We start from the raw sequence: 21,644 nt of genomic DNA, 5'->3' as shown, positions 1-21,644 counted from the left end.
GAGGTTCCGATGGCCGATCTGTTTCTGTTGAGCGAGCGTCAGATGGGGCGGATCGCGCCGCACTTTCCGTTGTCGCATGGCGTTCCCCGGGTGGACGATCGGCGCGTGGTGAGCGGCATCGTCTATGTGATCCGCAACGGCTTGCAGTGGAAGGACGCACCAAGCGGCTACGGGCCGCACAAGACGCTTTACAACCGCTCCATCCGCTGGTCTCGGCTCGGGGTCTTCAACCGCATCTTCGCGGCCCTTGCCGGTGAAGGGCCAAGGCCCGAGCGCCTCATGATCGACGCCACGCACCTGAAGGCCCACCGCACGGCGGCCAGCCTTCTCAAAGGGGGGATGTTCCCCGACGTATCGGACGCACCAAGGGCGGCCTGAACTCCAAGCTGCACGCGGTCTGCGACGGGCAAGGGCGCCCTCTCGTCATGACGCTCACCGAGGGCCAGACGAGCGACTATCGTGGGGCTCGCCTGATGCTGGCGCACCTGCCGCCCGCCAGGGAGATGCTGGCGGACAAGGGCTATGATGCCGACTGGCTGCGCAAGGAACTGGCCGAGCGCGGCATAAAAGCCTGCATCCCGTCGCGAGCCAAGCGGAAGAACCCGGTTCCGCACGACGCCATCCTCTACAAGCAGCGCCACAAGATCGAGATCATGTTCGGCAGGCTGAAAGACTGGCGACGCGTCGCAACCCGCTACGACCGATGCGCCCACACCTTCTTCTCGGCCATCTGTATCGCCGCCACCGTTATCTTCTGGCTCTGATCAATGAGTCCTGAGCCTAGGGTCATCAACGAGACGGACGTGCACGGCTCTGTGTACCTTACAGTGCAGTTGGGGATGCCTCAGGCGCTATCCACTGATACTGACGACCCAGTTCGCCAAACGGCCTCCGATCGTCCGCGCTTGCCAACGAGCTTAAAGAGAGCTTCGCCGAGCGCAAGTGAGTTCCAGCATACCTCCTGCCCAAACGGTGACAACCTTTGATCAGCAATCATAGTCAGCACTCCGAAAAAACTTATCTCTATATCATCGTCGCCTTTATTTAGGCGACCCGCGACAAGTTCACCAATGTTATGACGAAGATCTCGGTCGATCCTATTATCTTCCAAGAAGCGGTGCAGTAGTGCTGGCGGGAAATAGTCTATTTTTCCGATATCTATTACTCGATCGATGTGTTCTGAACGAAGATCACCGAATATCGTCTGTAGGACACGTGCATAGCCCTCAATGACCGGAACGGCGCTCTTTGCTAAGGCCACCAGCGTCGGTCGAGGAATCTGCGCCCATTCAAGCGGCGTCGATGATACTGCGAGAGCGCTGCCGACGAAGGCCAGGAGCCCGGGGCGGGAGTCTAGCTCTCCTGCGAGGGCGCGAACCACCGCTTCGCGCCAACCCTCTTGTTCAGTGTCAAGAAAGACGTGGCGTTCCTTGCCCCAACTGTCGAGCAGATCCAAGATCGTAATGTCGCGAAGTAGATCCTCTGGAAATGCTGCCAATAGACGCGGATCGAGCCGTGCGTCCCCTTCCCGCCCATGCCCGTTTTCGAGCAGAAACGCCGCTTCAGTGGCATTGAGGGGGGTGCAGGGCGGGTAAAGGCTGACGACGAATGTTGTCATAGCTTGCAAATGGGCTCGGGCGGCACCAGCCGATCGCATTGCAAGCTCTAATAGCCAGTCGACCCAAACTGGCTTTGCGTCCGAATGAGTAAGCCTGAGTGACGTCCAGGGAGCACCTACCTGGCCAACATCGGGACCAAAGAACTCCCCATCCCTCCAACGCTCGATGTCGTTCTGAGTAACACCGTCTTCGCGCCAGCGAACCTCGGCCTGCCTCCAATCCGCTAGATCGCCGAAGCCGCCAGTGGCAACGTGTGCCGCGACCGCGTTAAGGTCACCCGAGAGGCGGCCTATCATGAGAGCGGTCGCAAGTGGCCAAGGTAGATACAATCTCATCGACAAAAGTGGCTTGTCCCACCCCCTTTCCTTGATCACGTTTAATAGCGAGCCAAGCTCAGCGGCGGACGGATTCCGGTGGAACGCGACGACCGCCCGAACGGCTTCCCAAGCTGGGGTGGCGGGGATGTCGGCGTAAACTTCCCTAAACTTTGGCCCAACTTCTATCGAAGCTAGTGGCAGCGAAAGTTCTGTAGGCTGGCTGATGATCAGGGAGGGCACGATGTCGTCCGCCCGCTGCGTTAAGATGCGAAGGCAGGGCGACTTGTTAACAATGCGGTTCCGCCGCTCGGATTTGTCCCTCTCGAGTCTGTCGAACTGCCTCGCGATCTCGTTAGGGGGAGCCTGTTCAAGAGTCGTTCTCAGAAAGGCGTCCAACGCGGTTTTATGAGGCGTCGCCTCTGCGAGGGCAATCAATATCGCCGAGCTTTCCTCATCCCTAGGGGTTTCGCGGGACAGCCAGTCGAGAGCCCAGTCACACCCATCGGCGGCCAGCCTCATTAAAAGTAGCCACGCCGCCAAGCGCGGCTTTTCTAAAGTGGAGGTGAAGTGGGGCCGGATGTTGCCAGTTGAGCGGGTAAAATCTGATGCGCAATGCTTTTTCAAAGTGCTCGGGAGTGCCTCCGGACCCCTCACTAAGATTTCAATGGCAAGCGCTACCAGAGTGCGCCGGTACCGTGGAGCATCGAAGGCTAGTCCGTCGTTTAATAATGACAGCGCAAGGCGCGATCCAGTGCGCAAATAGCGGTCAAGCTCATCACCCGCGTCGTTTAGCGCTCTGCATATCATTACAACCGTGTCGCGTAGATGCTGAGAGTCAGGGACCGCGAAGCACTTACTCGAGGCAATTTGAAATACGTGCAGCCAATGGCTTCGATTTGCGATTGTCTCCAGTCGCCGCTGCACGAGAGCCTCCGACCCGGCCATCAAGTGAGCTGCTGCCATGAACTCTTGGAGAGAGCGGACCTCAAAGCCAAACCTGCCCTCCTCACGTTGGACGAGCAGTACCAGCCGTTGGGTGGATGCGGCCAAGAGGTCGGACGTGATCCGATCAAGCTCCAACCCTTCGAACCCTTCCTCGGCCAACTGGTCGCGCACCAAATCGCGCAACTCGGCATCGACTAGGTAAGCTTCGGAATTGCCGCGGGTCTCTGCATCGACGTGCAGCAGGAAGCCAGCCCTATGATGCAGCGACACAATCTGCCTGCTCCACACCCTCATAGCTTCGCCGACGGGGCCCACCTTCCCTTGCTCGCGTTCGAGAACGACCGCGAAATATTTATCGAAAAGTGTCCAGCGGTCACTCGGAGCATCTCCTCGCTGGTCGATCAGGGCCAAGAGGATGGCGACCTGCAGCGGGCTCACCATAAGACGTGACGTCGTTGGACTGCGCGCAGCCTCCCGCATTCGCCCAACGACCCTCTCGCGCTGAACGTGATCCGAAAGCCGATTTTTTGCGAGCCTCAAGGCGTAGGCGACCGCCTGGTCTGGACCGAGCGGCATCATCTCGTATTTAACGTAAAGGGTTGGATCGAGGTCGTCGTTATAGCCTTGGGGTCTGGTTGTTACGACCATCTGTAGGTCTGCTGTATGCGCCTCGTCCCAGAACTCACCAATCGCATTCACGACCGCCGTCCGGTTCGCACTCGGTGGCACCTCATCTAGGCCGTCCAAAACGAAGGCGGTCGGCTGCTCCACGATCCAGCGGCGAATATCCTCGACGTTGATATCAGCGTCAGCAATACGTGCCACCTCACCCGCCAAATAACGCAGCAGCGTGAGACGGCCCTCTGCTGCTTCAGAAAGACGGTCAGCGAAACTCGGCAAATCGATTCTGAAGGGAATCCTCCGAGGAAGCGGTTGGTCGCCAACGATTGACGTGGCCGCCGCTAGCGTGCCGTTTACGATCCGACTTATGTCAGCCGGCAAACGGCCGGACCGGTCTGATCTCAATACGTTGGCGCGCATCATCTGGCCCATGAATTGCGACACTGTCGACTTGCCCTGGCCAGGGCCGCCAATTAGCAGGATTCTCTCGGGCCGCCCGGTGATTTCTCGCGCTTGCGCATCTACGCTCTCCCGGTCGAGCCGGTCGCGCGAACGATCGAGTAGCGCTGAGAGTAGAGGCAGGTCCGTAGTGGAAGGCGCGCTGTTCATAGGTTTGAACGGGAGGTCGGTGAAGACGTCCTCGATCATAGTTGCAGCCTCGCCGGAGTGACCCGCCTGCTGAAGCCTGACGGGCTGATGCGTTCTTAGTTCTCTTGCGAGATATCGGTAGAGCGCTTCTCCTACGGCGCGGTGGCGACTGCCAACCTCCTCCAAGAGGTCGGATATTACGTCGCTTGACGAGAGCCATGCTGCGTAGCTTCGTCGCAACCCATCGGCGCCAGCAAGGTAGGTCGCAAGTTGGTCGAGATGCCACACCCGCCAGCCTACGAGGCCGAGTCGCTTTCGGTATTTGGAGAAGACTGCGTCGACCTTGGCAATGCCTCCTTTTCCCCTAGCGGAACTGGGTTGAGGTGAGAGGCGAGCGTTGGAGACTAGGATGTAGTACCGAGGCTTCCTTAATCGGCTGCCCGGCGCCACGAATTTCTGTAATTCGACGTCGAGCTGAGCTGCCAACCAATTAGCGTCTTCGGCGGAGGTCTTTGGCACCTGCAGGAACTTGGCCTGCATGACGATGTAGCCGTTCCAAGGGTCGGCAGTTGTCGGGAAGTCGAGTGCTCCATCCAACACTGCCTCGCGACCACCGTCCGGCCCGTCGCCGAATACCATCAGGCCTGGCCCAAGTACATGCGCCGCAAGCGCCTGCGCGAACCGTTCGAATGATCGCGTTGAGAAAGTCCTGAAATCAAAATCCATCAACCGGTTTCCACTTGGTTCATTCAACATGCGAGGTCGCGGAACCCGGCAATGCTAGCAATGATTGTCCAATTGATTGTGTTTAAGTGAAAATGCATTCGTGGGGAATGGCAAGGAAATCAGCCTGACTGGCTCGCCCTTTGCCAGCACGCTAATTTCGAACGAACGTCCGCGTTCGAGATCGAACTGAGTGACACGATAGGAGCAGCATATGCACAAAACTGACCATCGTCGTCATAAACGTGTTCCGTGCCATATATATGATAATGTCCTTTATCGAATGTATGGGAGATAGTCATGCCGATTACGGCGCAAGACGTTAAAACGCTTCAAGAGTACGCCTCCGGCGTCATGGGGCGTGCGGATCATCACGCCGGTCAGGTGAAGGCTATAGCTTTGGCACTGCTTGGTGGGATCATCTGGCGTGCGGAGGCGGGATCGATCGAGATCAAACAGTACGATGGCAGTTTGGCCAACGTGCTTTGGTTCGAAGTCGGAAATTCGCGGTACGCCGTCGCGTACAACCACAAGACTGAGAAAATCGAAGTCAGGAACCGGACGCAGTCCGGACCGATGCTCCATGCTTTCGACAACCAGACACCAGTGGCCGATGTGGAAGCTATGTTTGCATCACTATGATGTTGGATGCGAATGACACTCTAACCGAAGCAGACGAGCCAAACTTGAACTCGATCCATTCGACGCTGCGCGAGCGCATCGTCGAGCACGTCTTCGTCGGCGCTGCCCTGCGCCGGCTTTGGCAGCGCGGCGTCACCGACGTCGAGGTGTTGCGCTCCGAGTTCGATGCCGGCGGCTACGATCTCGTAATGAGCCATGGCAAGGTGGTGCGGCACATCCAGTTCAAGACGACGTCCCTTGGAGGCAAGGCCGCCAACACCAAGCTCAGCCTCAAGCTCGCGGCGAAACCGAGCGGCTGCGTCCTCTGGATCATCGTAACGCCGGATCTGACGCTGCACTCATTCCTGTGGTTCGGAGGCGAGCCGGGCGAACCGCTGCCCGACTTGAACGAGTTCCGAACCGCCAAGCATACCAAGGGCAACGCCGAGGGCACGAAAACCGAACGGCCAAACCATCGCGTCGTGCCGCGCGGACGCTTCGAGGTGCTGGACTCGCTCGACGTCGTTCTGGAGCGTCTGTTCGGGCCGATTGCCTGATGGTGTCAACATGAATGAGCGAACCAACCCAAAAGCCCCTCTCGTCGCACCGGCGGCATATTCGAAGCGCGACGCGTTCCGAGCGATCGTGGAGGCTATCGCCGGAGCCAACCCGATCACCGGCGCGCTCGCGCGGATCTACCAGACCACCCATCCGTCGAAGGCTGCCCGACAACAGGCGGCTTGGTTCGACGCAGTCACCGCCCGAGTGAACGAGCACGCCAGACAGCTTGACCGGCAAGACGACATGCTGGCGCCAACGGTCATGCTCGACGGTCTGCCGGAGCAGTTGGTCACCTTCATGATCCGAGATTGCCCGAATGGGCTGGCAGACCGACGCTATGAGATCGAGGATCTTCAGGGAGAGCTGCTTGATACCGATCCGCGCGCCATCGAAGGCGCGGCATATGATCTTCAGGCGCTCGGCCTTGTGCGAGTTGAAACTCCCATCGGGGACTGGCGGGTCGTTCTCGTTCAGGCCGCCTACGCGGCTCTCGACCCGCTCGTAATAGGCTGGAGCCCAACGGCCGATGCGATCGACCTCGCACGCCTGATGCTCGCGAATGATACGGGCGATGCCGCCGAGCTGCATGCCGGGACGAATTGGCCCATGCGGCGCTTCAATCCGGCGTTCCAACTTCTGGTGCCTTTGTTTCCCGAAGGGCGCCAACGCGATTTCTGGCATCCCGAATACGAACTCGTCGGCGTCGCTGTTGCGGAAGAGGACAGGGCCAACTTGCGTCGCCTCCTGTCGGAAGCAGAGAAGTGGCAATGAGCCAGGTCGTTATCGCCGGCACGCTTCCCGCCTCTGCTCTCGTCGTATCCGCTGGCGAACGGGCTTCCATCCGCTTTCTCGAGTTCTTCGCTTCGCACATTCGCAATCCGAACACGCGGCGCGCCTACGGCGGGGCTGTGGCCGAGTTCCTCCTTTGGTGCGAGGCACATGGCGTCCCGTCGATATCGGCAGTGCAGCCGCTGCACGTCGCTGGCTACATCGAGGAATTGACGCGTGCGCGATCGGCGCCGACGGCCAAGCAGCGGCTTGCCGCGATCCGCATGCTGTTCGACTGGCTGGTGGTCGGCCAGATCGTGCCGATGAATCCGGCCGCGTCCGTGCGTGGCCCCTCGCACAGCGTGAAGCGCGGCAGGACACCGGTGCTCGACCCGCAGGAAGCCCGCCAGATCCTCGACGCGATCGACGTCTCGACGCCGGCGGGGCTGCGCGATCGCGCGCTCATCGGGTTGATGGTCTATTCTTTCGCCAGGATCGGCGCAGCGCTCGCCATGAAGGTCGATGACGTCTTCGTGCAGAACCGACGCCTCTGGGTACGACTGCATGAAAAAGGCGGCAAGCGGCACGAGATGCCCTGCCATCATAACCTCGAAGTCTACCTCCACGCCTATCTCAACGGAACCGGCGTCGCCGAGGACCGGAGGGGGCCCCTATTTCGCACCATCGGACGCGGGACGCGCAATCTGACCCGTACCCCTCTGCCCCAAGCCAACGCTTTCATGATGATCCGGCGCCGGGCGCTTGCGGCTGGCATCCACACCGCGATCGGCAACCACACGTTCCGCGCCACGGGCATCACGACCTACCTCAAGAACGGCGGTACGTTGGAGAAGGCCGCTGCTATGGCGAACCATTCCTCAACCCGCACCACTCAGCTCTACGACCGTCGAGCCGACGCGATTACGCTCGACGAGGTCGAGCGTGTGCTGATCTGAGTTAGGTGTTCAGTCCCGGAGTGTGATGGCGTAGCGTTGACGCCATGGCAGAGGAACGCGCTATGGGCCAATTTCTCCACGGGAGCGCCAAGACCACGCACGCCGTTCGAGCAGAGCTACAGCGATCGAAGGCTTCGGTCGCGGAACTCGCAAGGCGGTACGGGGTCAACGAGAAGACCGTGAGGAAATGGCGGTCTCGACCCACCGTCGAGGATGCGGCCATGGGTCCGAAGGAGCGCAGAAGCACCGTGCTGTCGGCGCTGGAGGAGGCTGCGATCGCCTCCTTGCGCATCCAGGCGCGCTTGCCGCTCGACGACGTCTTTCTCGCCTTGAAGGACGTCATCCCCCACCTGTCCCGCTCGAGCCTGCATCGCTGCCTGCAACGCCATGGCATCTCTCGACTGCCAAAGGCCGACCAGAAAAAGCCCAAGCGCTTCAAGGCGTATGAGATCGGGTATTTCCACATCGATATCGCGGAACTGCGCTACGAAGGCGGGAAGGCCTTTCTCTTCCTGGCCGTGGACCGGACATCGAAGATTGTGTTCGCAAGGATCTACCGCAAAGCGACGAAGCTTGTGGCAACGGGCTTCCTCAAGGCGCTGGTGAAGACCGTGCCTTACCGGGTCCACACGGTGCTCACCGACAACGGCAGCCAGTTCGTCCAGCACGACAAACGCAGCGAGAGCGGCTTCGTCGCTCATATCTTCGGCGCCGTCTGTGCCGCCAACGGCATCGAACACCGCCAGACGAAGCCCTACCATCCCTGGACCAATGGTCAGGCCGAGCGGATGGTACGGACCATCAAGGACGCCACCGTCAAATCCTTCCACTACGCCTCGATCACCGATCTGCGTCGTCACGTCCGAGACTGGCTCTTGGCTTACAACTACGCCAAGCAGCTCAAGGCGCTACGGTTCAAGACCCCGTTCGAAGCCATCCGGCAGATCAGTGAGACAACTCCGCAGCTCTTTGTTCGTATGCCGCGCCATGACATGCTGGGACCAAACACCTAGTGCGCTGTGCCTCGATCCGACTGCGACCGTTCTGCGAAAGATACACTGGGGCACCTTCCTGTAGTTTCCATCCTTCGGGAGCGCATACGTCCTTCTCGCTCGTGATCGCGTCGCGGCAGTTGGTCGTGCTGGCTTCGATCTGGACCGTTTGACTGTTCGGGGACTGTGGCTGGGCCTGCGCAACGATGCTGTGGAGGAGAGTTCCAGCTAGAACGAAGGCAAGCACCCATGTCGGTAATTTCATCGTTGGGTGATCTCCAGGGAGAATGGTTGGAGCGTGTTCGCATTGGAACTTGGGGTAGGCGTGGCATGGGCATTGGCCGAGTCAGGTAGCGTCACCGAGGCCGGAGCCAGGGACGCGTCGGGCGCTCTCTGTCGTGCCGAGTCCCAGATGGAGAAAAGGGGTGGAGTCGCGAATATGCACGCAACTGCCACCAGCAGCACGAAGCCCGCGATGGATTTCCGGTCAATCCGTTCGAACCCGCCGAGGACCACGTAGCCGCAAACCGCTATGATACCGACGAGACCGTAGCCGTAGAAGATCGGAATCTTCGCAAAATCAGCCGGTAGCGTGTTGGCAGGTATCGAAAGGAGGAACGTGACGGCCCCTATAACCGTGAGGCCGTTCCTACCGATTAAGGCAGCAAGATCCCCGTTTGAAGTTGGAGGCGATATGTTTTCTGGTTTTGTGGCAGAGGCCGTGCCATCGGCATGCGTCGTGATTTCTGTCGGCTTCGTCATAACAAATCGTGCCGTGTCAAGTTAGGCAATAGCGATGTGGAGTCAGGCTTCGTCGTTTGACAATTTTTTCTTGTGGTTCTCCTCGCAATACAGCGACGATATCGTCGCGTACGCGGGGAAATATTCTATAATACTGATGGCTTTGCAGGTCGTCAGCGCTGGAGAGAACGTCGGTCACATCAATGCTCGTCACCTTATCGCTGATTATGGACATGTTTTCCGGACCGTCCATTCCCAATCGAGGGCCATTAAATTTTGTGACGCGACTGAGAGTGGAGAGGATCCAATCCGAGGGCGTGTGATAGACTGAGACGCGGCGCGCGATCCGTGGCAGGTAGCGCAGTTCGTTTGCGTCTTCGAAAGAATCTTCGTCTTCATCGCCAGCGGCGAGCACGACTTCGCCGAACGTGCGGCGCAATCGGTTCGGGTCGGCGCTCGCGGTCGGAATGCCCGTCAGGTTGCGGGTGCCCGCGTCGAAAATGAGTTGATCGCTCATAGGGTCGGCCAAGCCCGCTGGAGGCCTCGGCGCCTGCCGCATGAGAGCCTGAACCGCCTGGCGCAGCACGAACACACCCATGCTGTGAGCGATCAGATGCAAGGGTTGCCGGCACGTCGCACTTGGATCCAGGCCATCGATGAAGTCGTAGAGGATCTGCAACGTCCGTGCGATCGCGACGCCTGAGGCTCGCGCCGTGTAGCGGTCATGCGCATAGTCGGCATAAGGCAAAGGGGTCGGCAGGTTGCGCCCGATCGAAGGCCAACTGAATACGAAGATGTTCGCTTCAATCCCGTAAAATACGCTGATCCAAGCCGCGCGCTCAAGCGCATCACGGAAGCTGTTCGAAAAGCCGTGCAGCAGCACCAATGTCGGCCGCTCATTTCCCTTCATGTCAGCGCGCAACTGCTCGAAAATATCCCGGCTGCCGCGCTTCTGGTCCGCGCCATAAAGCTTTTCCGGCGAGACCCAAAGCGTCTCCATATTGACTTGCGCGCCATCGCCCTCGATCGTTGCCACCGCGCTGCCGAACCGGACTGCCGTTCCGTCGATCGGGCCGAGATCGGGACCGAAGTCGATGATACGGTCACTGCCCTTCTCCGCAATCGGCATGCGGTTCGTTGCAAAAAAGACGGTTACGGTTTGCGGCTTTGCCACCCGTGCAATCCGGTTCTTCGCCATGCCAGCCTCACTTCATCAGAGCGGCAATATCTTCGGAAAGGGCAACTGGAGAACCGACGAACTCTTCGACCTCGAAATGCATAGGGTCGTTGAACTCCTTGCCCCATTTAAACCCGTGCGCCTCAAAGACCGGGGCCACAGGTGAGACCGAACCGCCGAGGGAGCCGTCGTTGGCGTTCAGATCGATGGCGAGGCCGAAGGAATGATTGGATGGCAGCCGGCTAAGAACGCCACTAGTTGGCTTGCGAAGGCGGGCATAGAACGCTCCGGAACAAGTTCGAATGAATCTCATCATGCCCAATCGCTCGATGTCGGCGAAAGCCATCTGAAGCTGGGCATGGCCTTTGCGATGGAAGCGTAGCTTGCCTCGATTGGAGCCCGGTACGTCGTGCAGTTGCGGAATAAGAACCGATGTTACTTCAATGTCCGGATCGAAGCCGGACGTGAAGCGGATCGGATCGCCCCGTACCCAAAAACGATGCTCGGTCTCGAACGTCACCTTACCAAGCAAGGGGTGCGTGTATGATCCTGTGGGCATGCCGGAGCTCCTACCCGATACCAACCCTTTTCAATGAGCTTACTGCATTCCCTTTGGTAAACAAAGAGAAATTTCGACCTCAAGTTGACTGAAGCCTGTTGGCGTTTGCTTCAAGAAGAGCGGCGACGAGGCAGAGTACGCTGAGGAAGTTTGTGGTGGTCTTCTCGTATCGGGTGGCCACAGTGCGTCACTCCTTGAGCCGGGCCCACAAACTAGAGTTGATCTGATTTGGTGGACGCCTTTTCACTGAGAAGGAGGTGTTCCGATGCCGATGACGCGTCCACCATATTCGGTCGAGTTTCGACGACAGATTGTCGATCTCGTTCATGCCGGTCGCACGCCGGAGGAGTTGTCACGAGAGTTCGCGCCGAGCGCGCAGACGATTGCGAACTTTCGTTCGCCAGGCCGAGCGTGATGCCGGCAAACGACGCGACGGTCCCACCAGCGTCGAGCGCGAGGAACTGGTTCGGCTTCGTCGTGAGGTCCGCTAACTGCGCCAGGCGCGTGACATCCTGGCAAAGGCGGCGGCTTGGGTATCGCGTGGGAAAGCCGAGCGACCCCGAGCGGGTCTACCGGTTCATAAGCGCGCATCAGGCCCGGTTTCCCGTCCGCGTCATGACGCGCGTCCTGAGGGTCTCCGCTTCGCGCTTCTATGCCTGGTGCAACACGCCGGCTTCGGCTCGGGCGACGGCCGACGCCGATCTCGTGCGCCGGATCCGCAACATTCATGCAGGCTTGCGTGGCACCTATGGTGCGCCTCGCGTCCATGCTGAACTGAGATCCGAAAGCATCCTCGTCGGCCGCAAGCGCGTCGCTCACCTGATGCGTGCGGCATCGCTGGCCGGAGCCAGCCACCGCCGGCGCGAGATCGTCACAACGCGAAGCCTTCCCGATGAAGACCGCGGTGGAGACGATCTTCGTCGGCCGCGATCGCGCCTACAACGAGCGCTTCCTCCAGATGTGCGGGCACTACCTCGTCGATCCGGTCGCCTGCACGCCGGCATCGGGCTGGGAGAAGGGTTAGGTCGGAAACCAGGTCGGGCTGGTGCGCGAGCGCTTCTTCACGCCCCGCCTTCGGGTGAAGAGCTATGAGGAGCTGGACGCCTGGCTGCTCGACAGGACGGTCGCCTTCGCCAAGGCGCACCGCCATCCCGAACTGCGAGACAGGACGGTGTGGGAGGCGTTCGAAGCCGAGCGACCGAGCCTTGTTCCCTATCGGGGTCGCTTTGACGGCTTCCATGCCTTGCCCGTCTCGGTGTCAAAGATCTGCCTCGTGCGCTGCGACAACAACCGCTACTCGGTCATGGCGAGCGCCGTCGGGCGTCCGACGGAGAACCTCGTCCACCAACTGGCGCCCGCGAGCAGGCCTCAGAGCTTTTTTGAAAGCACGTCCTGCAGCATCGTCTTGTCCAGCGACAGGTCCGCGACAAGCCGCTTCAGCTTCGCGTTCTCCTCCTCGATCTGGCGCAGCTTCCTCACCTCGGACGGCATCATCCCGCCGTACCGCTTGCGTCAGTTGTAGAATGTCGCCTCCGAGATCCCAGCCTTCCGGCAGACCTCAGCGACAGCCGTTCCCTCGTCGGTCTGCTTCAGGACGAACGCGATCTGCGCCTCGGTGAACTTCGACTTCTTCAAGGAATTCTCCTCGTCCTGGCTCCGGGATCATAAGTGGAAAATTCCAGCTCAAAACGGTTCAATTTTCCGGAAGCACGTCACGGCTTCAACTGAAAGGGCTTCAATTCCCAAGCAGCTTTTCAAGGTACAGCGGTGATTGATTGCTTAACATGATACAGTGGTGAAAACGAAATGCTAAACTGCGGGAACGCGGCGCTTACGGCGAACGCGTCCGGGGCGAGCTGGTGTTCCAGCAAGTTCTCTGACTAAGCCCTTTTGCTCAAACTCAGAGATTATTGCTTTCATGTCGTCTTCCGCGAGATGTTTCCTTTCCTCATAGTTCCGTCTGGTTAGACCCAACTCTTTTACACGTTGTCTCAGGAATTCTTCGCTAATTCTTCCCTCTGACCACTCCTCAAGTACAAAAACGAGTTCGGAGAACTCCAATTCTCCCGGCTCTGGACCACATCGAGCCATAAATTCGAAGTCTCTGCGAGGAATTAACCCAAATGCCGACAGCACTACCAGATTAAAAACATAAAATGCATACCCAAAAAATCCAAGTCCAAGTCCTAAAAAATAGAATGACTGTAGATTGGCTCCAGAGGAAAATTGAGCTAGATTGTCTATAAATTTGATCACGGGACCGCCAAGTACTGCCCCTATTGTAGCCGCTAGTACAGCAGGATCTGCTATTTTGAAGCGCCGCATGAAATAGTAGACCATCCAGCCAACGGCAGCGCCAAGCAGCATAGGTCCTATTCTATCTGCGTCCATAGATGTCCTCCATCTCCGGCTATATTGCTTAGGATGATGGCATATGGACGGTGGTTACGACAGGGGATAAATGGGCGAAAATATCGGCGTATTTACACTCAGGCTAAGTGGCTGATCCAGACCCGCCTTTCTAGTGTGAATGTCATTCTATTAAATGTTCACCAAACGGCCGTTTGATGATCAAACTCCGCGCGAATGCTCGCACCGATTCCAATCGGCGAGAAAACCCGTTCCATCTGCAGTATGCGATAAAGCTATGCCGCCGTGTGTCTTCGAGCAGATGCCGTGCGCAGCGTCTCGTCCGATCTGCCGATCTTCGCGGCAATCGAACGGATGGCTTCATACTGCAGGGTGTAATCCTTTTGGTGGTCAAAAACTATCCGGACAGCCCGCTCGCGGACCTCATGTGAGTAGGGTGGGTTCTCTTCGTCATGGCTCCATCCTCTTAAGAATTGGAGCCCCCGGGAAACTCGGCGCGGTTCAGATCGGCTTGTCGCTACCGTACGACTTCGACTTTCAGCCCCTCGACAACGACTTTCCCCCAGGCCTTGTCTGTGGTCAAAACAGGTATACCCAGCTTGATCGCCAACGCCATGCAAGACCGATCGCCTAGGCCGCTACCGTATTGCGTGGTGGCCTCGACAAGCGTGGCGGCAGCGAAGGCTGCATCGCGATCATGATCGTGAACTTCTAGGCGTAAGTCGTCGACGATCTCCTCAATGACAGACAGGTGCAAACCTCGCTTTAGAAGTCCTTTGACCAGCTCCTGCAAATTGACTGCCGACATGGCTGCCTGACCCACCCATGATGCCACCTTGTCAGCGCCAGGCTCGTTACGAAGGAGAGCAATCAAGGCTGAAGTGTCAAAGACAATGCGGGCACTCATGCCGGCTTGCCTTCATCCTCTCGGCGCTCCTCAAGAAAGGCCTCTGATCCGGCATCATTGCTAGCATGCTCGCGGTATAGGCTCTGAAGGCGCGAGACCACATGCTTGATAGGAGAAAGGCGAACTTCATCACCTTCCACGGTGATGATCACCCGAGCCTCGCCGGACAGTCCCATGGCTTTCCGCACCGATAACGGCAGTACCATACGCCCGTTAGCACCAACACGAACGTCGGTGACATGCTGCGTTGCAGACAACATCGTCTCCTTATCAATCCCATTTCATGCCATAATGGCATTGTTGACATAACGGAGGCAATGCCAAAACTCCGCTGCCATCAAATGCTATGCGATGAATAGGAGTTCGAAAGGGGCAATGCAGCCTGTTGTCACATGAGGTTGCTGATCATGACCACAACCGATCGTTTTAGGTCATCCAGCAGCAGGGTGGTGCTAAATCTAGCTGTCGCGCTTATCGGACATGCCCTATAAGATCGGCGCGTTTTAGGTCGGTTTCGAGCCCGAATGTCCCGAACTTTCGCCTATGTCCGCGTCTCCACCCACGGCCAGACGACCGAAAACCAAATCGGCGAGATCCGCGCCGCCGGTTTCGATGTCAACGCCCGGCGCGTCGTCTCCGAAACCGTATCGGGTTCGCTCGCCGCGAAGGAGCGCGAAGGGTTCACCCGGCTGCTCGACCGAATGGAGGAGGGCGACGTCCTTGTCGTCACCAAGATGGATCGGCTTGGCCGCAACGCGATGGACGTGCGCGCGACAGTCGACCTTCTCGCCGGCATGGGCGTCAAGGTTCATTGTCTGGCGCTCGGCGGCGTCGATCTGACGAGCTCGACGGGGCGAATGACGATGAGCGTCATCAACGCCGTCGCCGAGTTCGAACGCGATCTCCTGATCGAGCGGACGCATGCCGGTCTGATGCGGGCGAAGGATCAGGGCAGGGTGCTCGGCCGCCCGCGGAGCCTGACGGATGCGCAGAAGCAGGCGGTCCGCGAGAAGCTAGGGGAGGGGGCTTCGGTCTCGAAGCTCGCACGCGATCTTGGTGTCAGCCGGCAGACCATTCAGAGGGCACGTGACGAAGGAAAGAGAGAGGTCGAAACGGAGCAGAAAGGGGAGGGCTGACCGAACGTTTGTTTACGTTCTCTCGACCAATTCCGCTCGGCAGCTTAGCGCCCATCTTAGCCGTTCGGAGTGATCCTTCGCGATCCTGAAACCAGCCGGTCGTGAACGAAGCTCCTACCGGCGGTCGAAACGACTGGCATTGGGACTTGGCTGCCGTTCGCCTGCGCCGTGTCGAACGGCGGCTCTTGTCAAAAGCCGACGTTCAATTTTTGCCCGACAAGCCCCTCAAAACGTCAGAAGCTGGCCAGACTTCCGACTGTCGGCTTCTGGCGCTGAACTGGCAAAAGCTGCCATGCGAATCCGGCAGTCGAACGTTAATCGAGCGAACGGGTCCGGCTGCGGTCAAACCACTTCTTGGCCCGATAAAAGAGGAAGCGGCCAGACAATTAGTCAAAGGCGGGTCTGTGAAGCCAGCGGGTGTCGGTGGCACAGGCGGCAGCACAAGGCCTGGCTAGCGAGCCGCACTTTCGTTCCACGGCCGAGGAGCGGATTGACCCGCAGCTCTTCCTCGCCTGGATGGAGGCGCGGCCGCGAGCGATCGTCCCGCCAGCGGTGACGGTGGCCGCCGGTCTGAGGAGGGTCACCGGTTCGCGCGCCTCGTATACCGTGCGTCCGATCGTTCGCGATGGAACCGTGACCTGGCTCGACCCCGCGGGCTTCGCGGTTGGGACCCGGCAGACGATCTCAGGCGCCGGTGCCGCGCGGCCGTCGGGGCACGACTATGTCATCGCGAACGACCAGTTCGGAGTGCGGGTAACGCGAACGTTTTGAGTTCCTCGCCGCATGGTTCATCCGAACCGCTTTTTCAGATCGGTTGCGCTCGATTCCAACGCCGCAAGGAGCGCGGTCATCATCGTTTCGTAGTCGCGCGGATTGCCGACCCCGAGCTTCGCGGCGACGTCGAGCAGATTCTTGTCGCCCATCGCATGGTCGGCCCAGAGCCGCAGGTCGTATAGATAGAAGAATGGCGCAATCGCGTTTGCGGTATCGCCGAGAAAGTACTTGTAGACCAACCCGAGCAGCTTGTTGCCCTTCGTGTCGGGCGGCACCGTGATCGACGTCGACGCGAGGAAGGCCCGCACCGACTTATTGTCCACATCCTCGTTGATGGTCTCGTTGAGCTCGCTGACGTAACGGACGAAGTCGTCCTCGCGGTTGATGATGAGCGACCGGTAGCGCCGGACGTCCTCGAGCCGTTGGTCGAGGTCGCGGCTGCGGTAGAGCGTGGATCCGTGCTTCGCGGCGAAGGCGTCGTTCCATCTGGCCAGGGAGTTGAGCGCGCGCACTCCTACTGGTGGCTCGGTGAAAACTACATTGATCTGCGCATCGTAGAACTCGGACCGTATGTCGTGATCCGACGGGACGTTGGACCCCGCCCAGTGGTGCTGCTCGACGATGGGAAGGTCCTCGAGGTCGCCTAGCCACGTGATGACCGAGCGTTTCGCGTTGAGCCCGAAGGATATCTGCCAGTCGACGCCGAAGACGGTTCCGTAGGTTTCGCTGGCGAAGTCCACCGCTATGCGCGGGTCAAAGAGGTATTTCACCAGAACGTGCCGGTCGAAGTAGACGGGACGCAGGAACGGCGACATGCCCTCCGCCGGGTCGAAGTTGAATGTTGGACCGGCAATCGACGCCATCATGCTCTCCGTTTTCTCTTTCGTTCAGCCCGCCCCGAACATGACAGTCACCCCTGCACCCGGGAGGGCGCCGCCTGCGCTTCTGACACGCCTCACGCCGCTTCCGCCGTGGCTCCCCGGAGCCGAGCCACGGCGTCGCCGACCGTCTCGACGAACGGGGCCAGCATCTCGCCCATCACGTCGACAAGACGCGGAAGGCAGGTGATGCGCCGTTCGTCGAGATGGGCGAGGGCCATCTCCCGCGCCCTGCCGCCCGCCCAGTCGACGGTTCCCGCCTGAGTTGAGAAGTGCGTCTTGGACATGATATCCTCAATGCGGAGCCAGGGGTCCATCCGCTCGGTCCCGTCATTCGCCGACCGCCACATCGGCATGTAGTCGCGCGAGAAGGTGACGACCGCCCCGTCGGCCAGTGTCCAGAACCCGTAGGGCAGCCATAGCCGGCTCGGGACGAAGTCGGCCAACGCCTGCCGGGGTGTCTTGACCTCGAAGTCGGCGCGCATGCCGACGCCGCCATCGAGCATCACGTAGGTCGGACGGCCCTGACGAAGCAGATAGCCGGGCTGGTTCTCGCCCGGCGACCGCACGCGCACGACGGTGCCGGGACGCCCACGTCCGCCTGCGCCGAACAGGCGCTCGCGCCATGCTCGGGCCTGGATCGAGAGCGATCGCTCCAGCGTCATGCCGGTCAGCACCCGCGACTTGGTCAGGGCGTATTGGACGGCGCCGGTTCCGATGCCGAGCGCGTCGGAGACGGCGATGACGCAGGCGATCGCAGCCTGGTCATCGACCTGCCCGTTCGCTTCCATCGGCGCGCTGGCGAGGTCGTGCCAGTCGCGGTGACCCGTCGCCTTGGCGATTGCGTCTTGCGCCTCGTTCAACCTTATCCCGCTGACCGACCGCACGATGAGCTTGGCTGCGGCCTTAGGCCGCCCGGTGCCGTTGAGGGTATCCGCATCGAACCACTCCGCGGTGCTTGTCGAGGCGTGTCCACTGGGCCCGCGCGCACCCTGGAAGGTCCGTCGGTGGCGATGATCTCCTGCCCTCGGGCTTCGCCAACGTGGACGGCATGGCCGGATCAGCCGCGGGCAGGATGGCATCGGCACCGTCGGCGTGCAAGCGCCGATGCCATCCTGCGACGCCCGGGACGACGGTCAGGCACTCCAGCTGCGGAGTGATCGGATCGCCCGATCGGCCTGACCCATGACCTCGTCGAGCGGCGGGCAGTCCGGATAGTGGCGCGCGAGGATCGTCTTCACGCGCTCGAGCCGCGCGACCATGACGCCGCGATCCGCCGTCGGCACGAGGCCGTCTCCCTTTTTATGGTAGTAAAGGTTCGAGAAGGTCTCGTGGTCGAGCTCGATCGTGTCGTATTCGCGCATGACCCATTCGTCGAGGTCGCTTCGGATGCGGTCTGCGCGGTTCCGCGCGCCGTCGCGCTTGCGGGCATCGGCGATCACCGACTGGAGCAGCGCGCCGACTTCCTGGTGCGCCTCGATCGGCATCCGCGCATCGGGTCGCAGTCGCCGCCCCACGAAGGTCATGTTGTATGGGACTGACGCCCGCTTTCGCGCTGGGCGCCGCTTCTTTGGCTGGGCAACACGCTTCGCATCCTCGGCGGCGCGCGTCCCCGGCGTATCCACCGCAGCGTAGTATTCACCCGACGTCCCGGTCCAACGTGCCGTGGTCACCGGACGCGGCGCCTTGTCCAGCGCCGCCGCCAGATCCGCGATGCTCGGCCCCTTCGCCCGGTCGGCCATCAGGAAGATCGAGCAACCGTGGTCCGGCCAGTAGATGCCGCCCCACCGCGGCTTCACGATCTGCCAGCCGTGACGCTCGGCCCACGCGACGCGCTCGGCGCTGACGGGCTCATCGTGGTCCACGTAGGGTTCGTCGGTGCGGATGTGCCGGCGGTTCGCCGGATCCCACCAGACGGCACTGTGGTCCTGTCCGGGGACGCGGTGGTTGATGCGGCCGTTCGGATATGTTCGTCTCGAATCAGTCGGCTTCAGGCCCGTCGCCTCGATGAACTGCAGCGTGCGGGCTACCTCGCAGATGCGCCGACGCGCGAGTTCGGCGTCCTCCGACATCGACATGAGCACAAGGTGGTCGGGCGCCTCCGCCCGCACGTTGCCCAGGTATCGGTCGCACCGCGCCTGGGCGGGTGTCAGCAATTCCGCGTAGGTCGCGCCGAGCCCGATCCTGAGCGTTTCCTGTCCCCTCGCCTTGGTTCCGCGGTCGAACCATCGCGCCGTGATCCACAGATCGTGGCGCGGGCGGTCCGCGATCGCGCGGTTCGCGTGCGCAAAGTTCGCGAAGCCGGCAGCGACAGCGGCCCGATCCAACGCCTCGGCGTGCTTGATACCCTGCTCGCGCTTGATGTTCTTGGCGAGGCTTTTGATGCCGTCGATCGTTGACGGCCGAACGGTGTTGTCCGACATGCCATTCTCCAGCTCGTGTCGAAGCGTCGCCCGCCAACCGCCCCTCGAGCCCGAGAGACAAGTCCAATCAGAATCATCGGCAGTGCTGCTTGCAGCTTCGCTCCTGGCGGGCGGCTGGCTCCTACCTGAGAGCGCCACTGCATCTTACAGGAAAGGGCATGCCAGGGAAGTGCGTACGGCGGCGCCTTCGACACTTTGCCAAGGTTTCGAACTCAGTGGCACGGCCGGTGATGGCTCGGTGATATCTGGCTGGGGTGGCCTGATGTGGCGTCCGCGTGGAATCCCATCGACATGGGAGAAGCGGTATGATTGCGATCGAAAACATGGACGTCGGCGAGAACATCAGGGCGCTTCGCGCATCCCGGGCGATGACACAGGAGGATCTGGCCGCGTCGGCGGGTGTCGGCATCGCGACCGTGCAGCGTGCCGAGGCGGGGCGCACGATCGCTGCGGCGTCGCTCGCTTCGCTGGCGGCTGCTCTCGGCGTGCCCGCGTCTGAGCTCGGCTCGGCAGGATCGGTAGCTGATCAGCCGCACGTGCCGCTCGACCGGATGACGACTGGCCGAGGGCTGGTCGGCCTGCTCCGCCGGGGTCGTAACATCGACTTCGGGTTCTGCGAACTGGACAGCATCGACGACGCCCGCTCTATCCAGTTGTTCCAGGAGCATTGCGAGGCGGTCGCTGCCATCGAGGGCGCGTTGCGCCCCGTCGACCAGGTCATGCAGGAACTCGAGGCGAAAAGGCTGCTCGACGGCCTCGTTGAACGAGGCTTCGTTGTCGGCGGCGCCAGCTTCGAAGTCCAATGCTACGACGTCGACGATGACGGTGGTGGCGGCTTAGCGATCCTGATGGCGCAATGGACCGAGACCAGGATCGCGCTGCGCGTCGGCCGGGACGCGGCTGGCATCTCTCGCGCATTCGTGATGGATGGCCTCGGCGAATACGAGACGCCACGCGATGGTGTGATTTTCCCGGTGCGAGCCGGGGACGCCGCGGCGCCGACCGACGGAGGGGATTGAGGCGGCATGTTCAACGTGATGGTCACGGCCAACGATAACGCTTGGGAGGAAGGCGCCTATATCTGGGACCGTAGCCGGGTGCTCGAGCACACCGCCGAGGACATCCGGGCGCCGCTGCTTGCGCTTACGCCCGCGGTGCTAGAGGAATTGGCGAAGCTCCCGACGCTGTTCATGTATGAACAATCGGCTGACGGCGTCCCGCGCATCGGGCACATCCGCCGCATCCAGCAGCGCGGCAGCGACATCCGTGTCATCTTCGAGTTCGACAATTCCATCCCCCCGTTGACGGACGAGGCGATCCAGGAAGTCCGCTGGGACCTGCAACTAACGGATTTCGAGTTCAGTCGGACCCATTGGGCGGTGAAGGACGGCGACCTGTTCGTCATCCTGCGCGAGCACGGCCTGATCGGCGCGGTCGCCCCCGAGGCTCCCGAGGTGGAACCCGAGCCCGTCGCTCCCGCGGTCGAGGTCAGGCCGGCCAAGGTGTCCCTCGTCCATGGTCGGGACGAGGCGGCAAAGCACGCGGTCGCGCGGTTCCTCGAGCGCCGGGTAGCCGTCGACGTGATCATACTCTCGGAACGGCCGAACCGCGGTCGTTCGATCCTCACCAAGTTCCGCGAGGAGGCCGACGGGGCGGCGTTCGCCGTCGTCCTTCTCACCGGTGACGACCTCGGCCATCTCCGGCCCGAGCTCGTCCCCGCCGGCGAGGCCGCACCGGTCGCGGTCCGTCGCCCGCGCCAGAATGTGCTCTTCGAGATGGGCTTCTTCATCGGACAGCTCGGCGTGGAGAGGGTGTGTGCGCTCGTCTCGCCGGGCGTCGAGTGCCCGTCCGACTACGACGGCGTCGTCTACGTCCCGCTGGATAATCAGGATGGGTGGCAACGGCGGCTCGTGACCGAGCTGCACGCCGCCGACGTTCCTGTGTCCGCGACTTGGTGGCAGGCCTAAA

The 21,644-nt window shown here is 60.8% G+C and carries 20 protein-coding genes and 3 pseudogenes; 12 read left to right on the top strand and 11 right to left on the bottom strand.

From position 1 onward, the window contains the following. Nucleotides 1–9: 9 nt before the first annotated feature. Nucleotides 10–764 (top strand): IS5 family transposase gene (locus IEY14_RS10950; RefSeq protein WP_373288963.1). Its coding sequence is split into 2 segments (ribosomal slippage): nucleotides 10–342 and nucleotides 345–764, totalling 753 coding nucleotides; the frame shifts between segments, so codons are not numbered across the junction. Between the two features lie 80 nt (nucleotides 765–844). Here IEY14_RS10950 and IEY14_RS10945 read toward each other — a convergent pair. Continuing rightward, the gene (locus IEY14_RS10945) at nucleotides 845–4,816 is read right to left on the bottom strand and encodes an NACHT domain-containing protein (protein ID WP_188908361.1); all 3,972 of its coding nucleotides are present in this window, start codon (nucleotides 4,814–4,816) and stop codon (nucleotides 845–847) included. A gap of 297 nt (nucleotides 4,817–5,113) precedes the next feature. On the opposite strand from IEY14_RS10945, the gene IEY14_RS10940 reads away from it, so the two are divergent. The 5 genes from IEY14_RS10940 to IEY14_RS10920 all read left to right on the top strand — a co-directional run bounded on the left by IEY14_RS10940 (nucleotide 5,114) and on the right by IEY14_RS10920 (nucleotide 8,732). Further along, nucleotides 5,114–5,455 carry a Vch_cass14 family protein gene (locus tag IEY14_RS10940; protein ID WP_188908359.1) on the top strand — a complete coding sequence of 114 codons (342 nt, stop codon included), beginning with the start codon at nucleotides 5,114–5,116 and terminating at the stop codon, nucleotides 5,453–5,455. A gap of 44 nt (nucleotides 5,456–5,499) precedes the next feature. Further along, nucleotides 5,500–5,991 carry a hypothetical protein gene (locus tag IEY14_RS10935; RefSeq protein WP_210318358.1) on the top strand — a complete coding sequence of 164 codons (492 nt, stop codon included), beginning with the start codon at nucleotides 5,500–5,502 and terminating at the stop codon, nucleotides 5,989–5,991. A 10-nt stretch (nucleotides 5,992–6,001) separates the two neighbouring features. After that, the gene (locus tag IEY14_RS10930; RefSeq protein ID WP_188908355.1) at nucleotides 6,002–6,766 is read left to right on the top strand and encodes a hypothetical protein; all 765 of its coding nucleotides are present in this window, start codon (nucleotides 6,002–6,004) and stop codon (nucleotides 6,764–6,766) included. Further along, nucleotides 6,763–7,719: a tyrosine-type recombinase/integrase gene (locus IEY14_RS10925; RefSeq protein WP_188908354.1), complete on the top strand. Its 957-nt coding sequence runs from the start codon at nucleotides 6,763–6,765 to the stop codon at nucleotides 7,717–7,719. Before IEY14_RS10930 ends, IEY14_RS10925 begins: the two co-directional genes overlap by 4 nt. A 62-nt stretch (nucleotides 7,720–7,781) precedes the next feature. Continuing rightward, entirely contained in the window at nucleotides 7,782–8,732 is a 951-nt protein-coding gene (locus IEY14_RS10920) for an IS481 family transposase (RefSeq protein WP_188908353.1), read from the top strand. A 240-nt stretch (nucleotides 8,733–8,972) separates the two neighbouring features. Here IEY14_RS10920 and IEY14_RS10915 read toward each other — a convergent pair whose 3' ends face one another. The 3 genes from IEY14_RS10915 to IEY14_RS10905 are packed head-to-tail and all read right to left on the bottom strand — an operon-like array spanning nucleotide 8,973 to nucleotide 11,188. Continuing rightward, the gene (locus tag IEY14_RS10915) at nucleotides 8,973–9,473 is read right to left on the bottom strand and encodes a hypothetical protein (protein ID WP_188908352.1); all 501 of its coding nucleotides are present in this window, start codon (nucleotides 9,471–9,473) and stop codon (nucleotides 8,973–8,975) included. A 16-nt stretch (nucleotides 9,474–9,489) separates the two neighbouring features. Next, nucleotides 9,490–10,650 (bottom strand): alpha/beta fold hydrolase, encoded by a 1,161-nt coding sequence (locus tag IEY14_RS10910; RefSeq protein ID WP_188908351.1) that lies wholly within the window; start codon nucleotides 10,648–10,650, stop codon nucleotides 9,490–9,492. Between the two features lie 7 nt (nucleotides 10,651–10,657). Beyond that, the gene (locus tag IEY14_RS10905) at nucleotides 10,658–11,188 is read right to left on the bottom strand and encodes a M15 family metallopeptidase (protein WP_188908350.1); all 531 of its coding nucleotides are present in this window, start codon (nucleotides 11,186–11,188) and stop codon (nucleotides 10,658–10,660) included. A 414-nt stretch (nucleotides 11,189–11,602) separates the two neighbouring features. Here IEY14_RS10905 and IEY14_RS26300 point away from each other — a divergent pair. Further along, nucleotides 11,603–12,040 (top strand): annotated as a pseudogene (locus IEY14_RS26300) (IS3 family transposase); the annotation flags it as partial. A 40-nt stretch (nucleotides 12,041–12,080) separates the two neighbouring features. Continuing rightward, a pseudogene (locus tag IEY14_RS26295) lies at nucleotides 12,081–12,521 on the top strand (Mu transposase domain-containing protein); the annotation flags it as partial. On the opposite strand, the pseudogene IEY14_RS10890 reads toward IEY14_RS26295, so the two are convergent. From IEY14_RS10890 to IEY14_RS10875, 4 genes and pseudogenes are all read right to left on the bottom strand, one after another. Beyond that, nucleotides 12,519–12,823 (bottom strand): annotated as a pseudogene (locus tag IEY14_RS10890) (transposase); the annotation flags it as partial. The pseudogenes IEY14_RS26295 and IEY14_RS10890 sit on opposite strands and share 3 nt — an antisense overlap. A 174-nt stretch (nucleotides 12,824–12,997) precedes the next feature. Next, nucleotides 12,998–13,579, bottom strand: a complete 582-nt coding sequence (locus IEY14_RS10885; protein WP_188908349.1) for a hypothetical protein — start codon at nucleotides 13,577–13,579, stop codon at nucleotides 12,998–13,000. A gap of 496 nt (nucleotides 13,580–14,075) precedes the next feature. Further along, nucleotides 14,076–14,465 carry a type II toxin-antitoxin system VapC family toxin gene (locus IEY14_RS10880; RefSeq protein WP_188908347.1) on the bottom strand — a complete coding sequence of 130 codons (390 nt, stop codon included), beginning with the start codon at nucleotides 14,463–14,465 and terminating at the stop codon, nucleotides 14,076–14,078. Next, the gene (locus IEY14_RS10875; RefSeq protein ID WP_210318356.1) at nucleotides 14,462–14,722 is read right to left on the bottom strand and encodes an AbrB/MazE/SpoVT family DNA-binding domain-containing protein; all 261 of its coding nucleotides are present in this window, start codon (nucleotides 14,720–14,722) and stop codon (nucleotides 14,462–14,464) included. Before IEY14_RS10875 ends, IEY14_RS10880 begins: the two co-directional genes overlap by 4 nt. A 267-nt stretch (nucleotides 14,723–14,989) precedes the next feature. Here IEY14_RS10875 and IEY14_RS10870 point away from each other — a divergent pair, with 267 nt between their 5' ends. Together IEY14_RS10870 and IEY14_RS10865 are read left to right on the top strand one after the other, a co-directional pair. After that, entirely contained in the window at nucleotides 14,990–15,601 is a 612-nt protein-coding gene (locus IEY14_RS10870; protein ID WP_188908344.1) for a recombinase family protein, read from the top strand. 417 nt (nucleotides 15,602–16,018) lie between these two features. Continuing rightward, nucleotides 16,019–16,372, top strand: a complete 354-nt coding sequence (locus IEY14_RS10865; RefSeq protein ID WP_188908343.1) for a hypothetical protein — start codon at nucleotides 16,019–16,021, stop codon at nucleotides 16,370–16,372. Nucleotides 16,373–16,389: 17 nt separating this feature from the next. Here the strand turns inward: IEY14_RS10865 and IEY14_RS10860 are convergent, their stop codons facing one another. The 3 genes from IEY14_RS10860 to IEY14_RS10850 all read right to left on the bottom strand — a co-directional run bounded on the left by IEY14_RS10860 (nucleotide 16,390) and on the right by IEY14_RS10850 (nucleotide 19,676). Further along, nucleotides 16,390–17,238, bottom strand: coding sequence for a hypothetical protein (locus tag IEY14_RS10860; RefSeq protein ID WP_188908342.1), 849 nt, complete (start codon nucleotides 17,236–17,238; stop codon nucleotides 16,390–16,392). A 92-nt stretch (nucleotides 17,239–17,330) separates the two neighbouring features. After that, nucleotides 17,331–18,335 (bottom strand): hypothetical protein, encoded by a 1,005-nt coding sequence (locus tag IEY14_RS10855; RefSeq protein ID WP_210318354.1) that lies wholly within the window; start codon nucleotides 18,333–18,335, stop codon nucleotides 17,331–17,333. A 54-nt stretch (nucleotides 18,336–18,389) separates the two neighbouring features. Further along, complete coding sequence (locus IEY14_RS10850) at nucleotides 18,390–19,676, bottom strand: DUF5623 domain-containing protein (protein WP_188908340.1); 1,287 nt, start codon at nucleotides 19,674–19,676, stop codon at nucleotides 18,390–18,392. 305 nt (nucleotides 19,677–19,981) lie between these two features. Between IEY14_RS10850 and IEY14_RS10845 the strand changes: the two genes are divergently transcribed. Both IEY14_RS10845 and IEY14_RS10840 read left to right on the top strand, forming a co-directional pair. Continuing rightward, entirely contained in the window at nucleotides 19,982–20,695 is a 714-nt protein-coding gene (locus tag IEY14_RS10845; protein ID WP_188908338.1) for a helix-turn-helix transcriptional regulator, read from the top strand. A 6-nt stretch (nucleotides 20,696–20,701) separates the two neighbouring features. Beyond that, nucleotides 20,702–21,643 carry a TIR domain-containing protein gene (locus IEY14_RS10840; protein WP_188908336.1) on the top strand — a complete coding sequence of 314 codons (942 nt, stop codon included), beginning with the start codon at nucleotides 20,702–20,704 and terminating at the stop codon, nucleotides 21,641–21,643. The last annotated feature ends 1 nt before the right edge of the window (nucleotide 21,644 follow it).

Source organism: Aureimonas endophytica (assembly GCF_014642635.1).
Classification (GTDB): Bacteria; Pseudomonadota; Alphaproteobacteria; order Rhizobiales; family Rhizobiaceae; genus Plantimonas; species Plantimonas endophytica.
The sequence above is the reverse complement of the archived record's forward strand: the minus strand, read 5'-3'. Positions and strand labels throughout refer to the sequence as shown.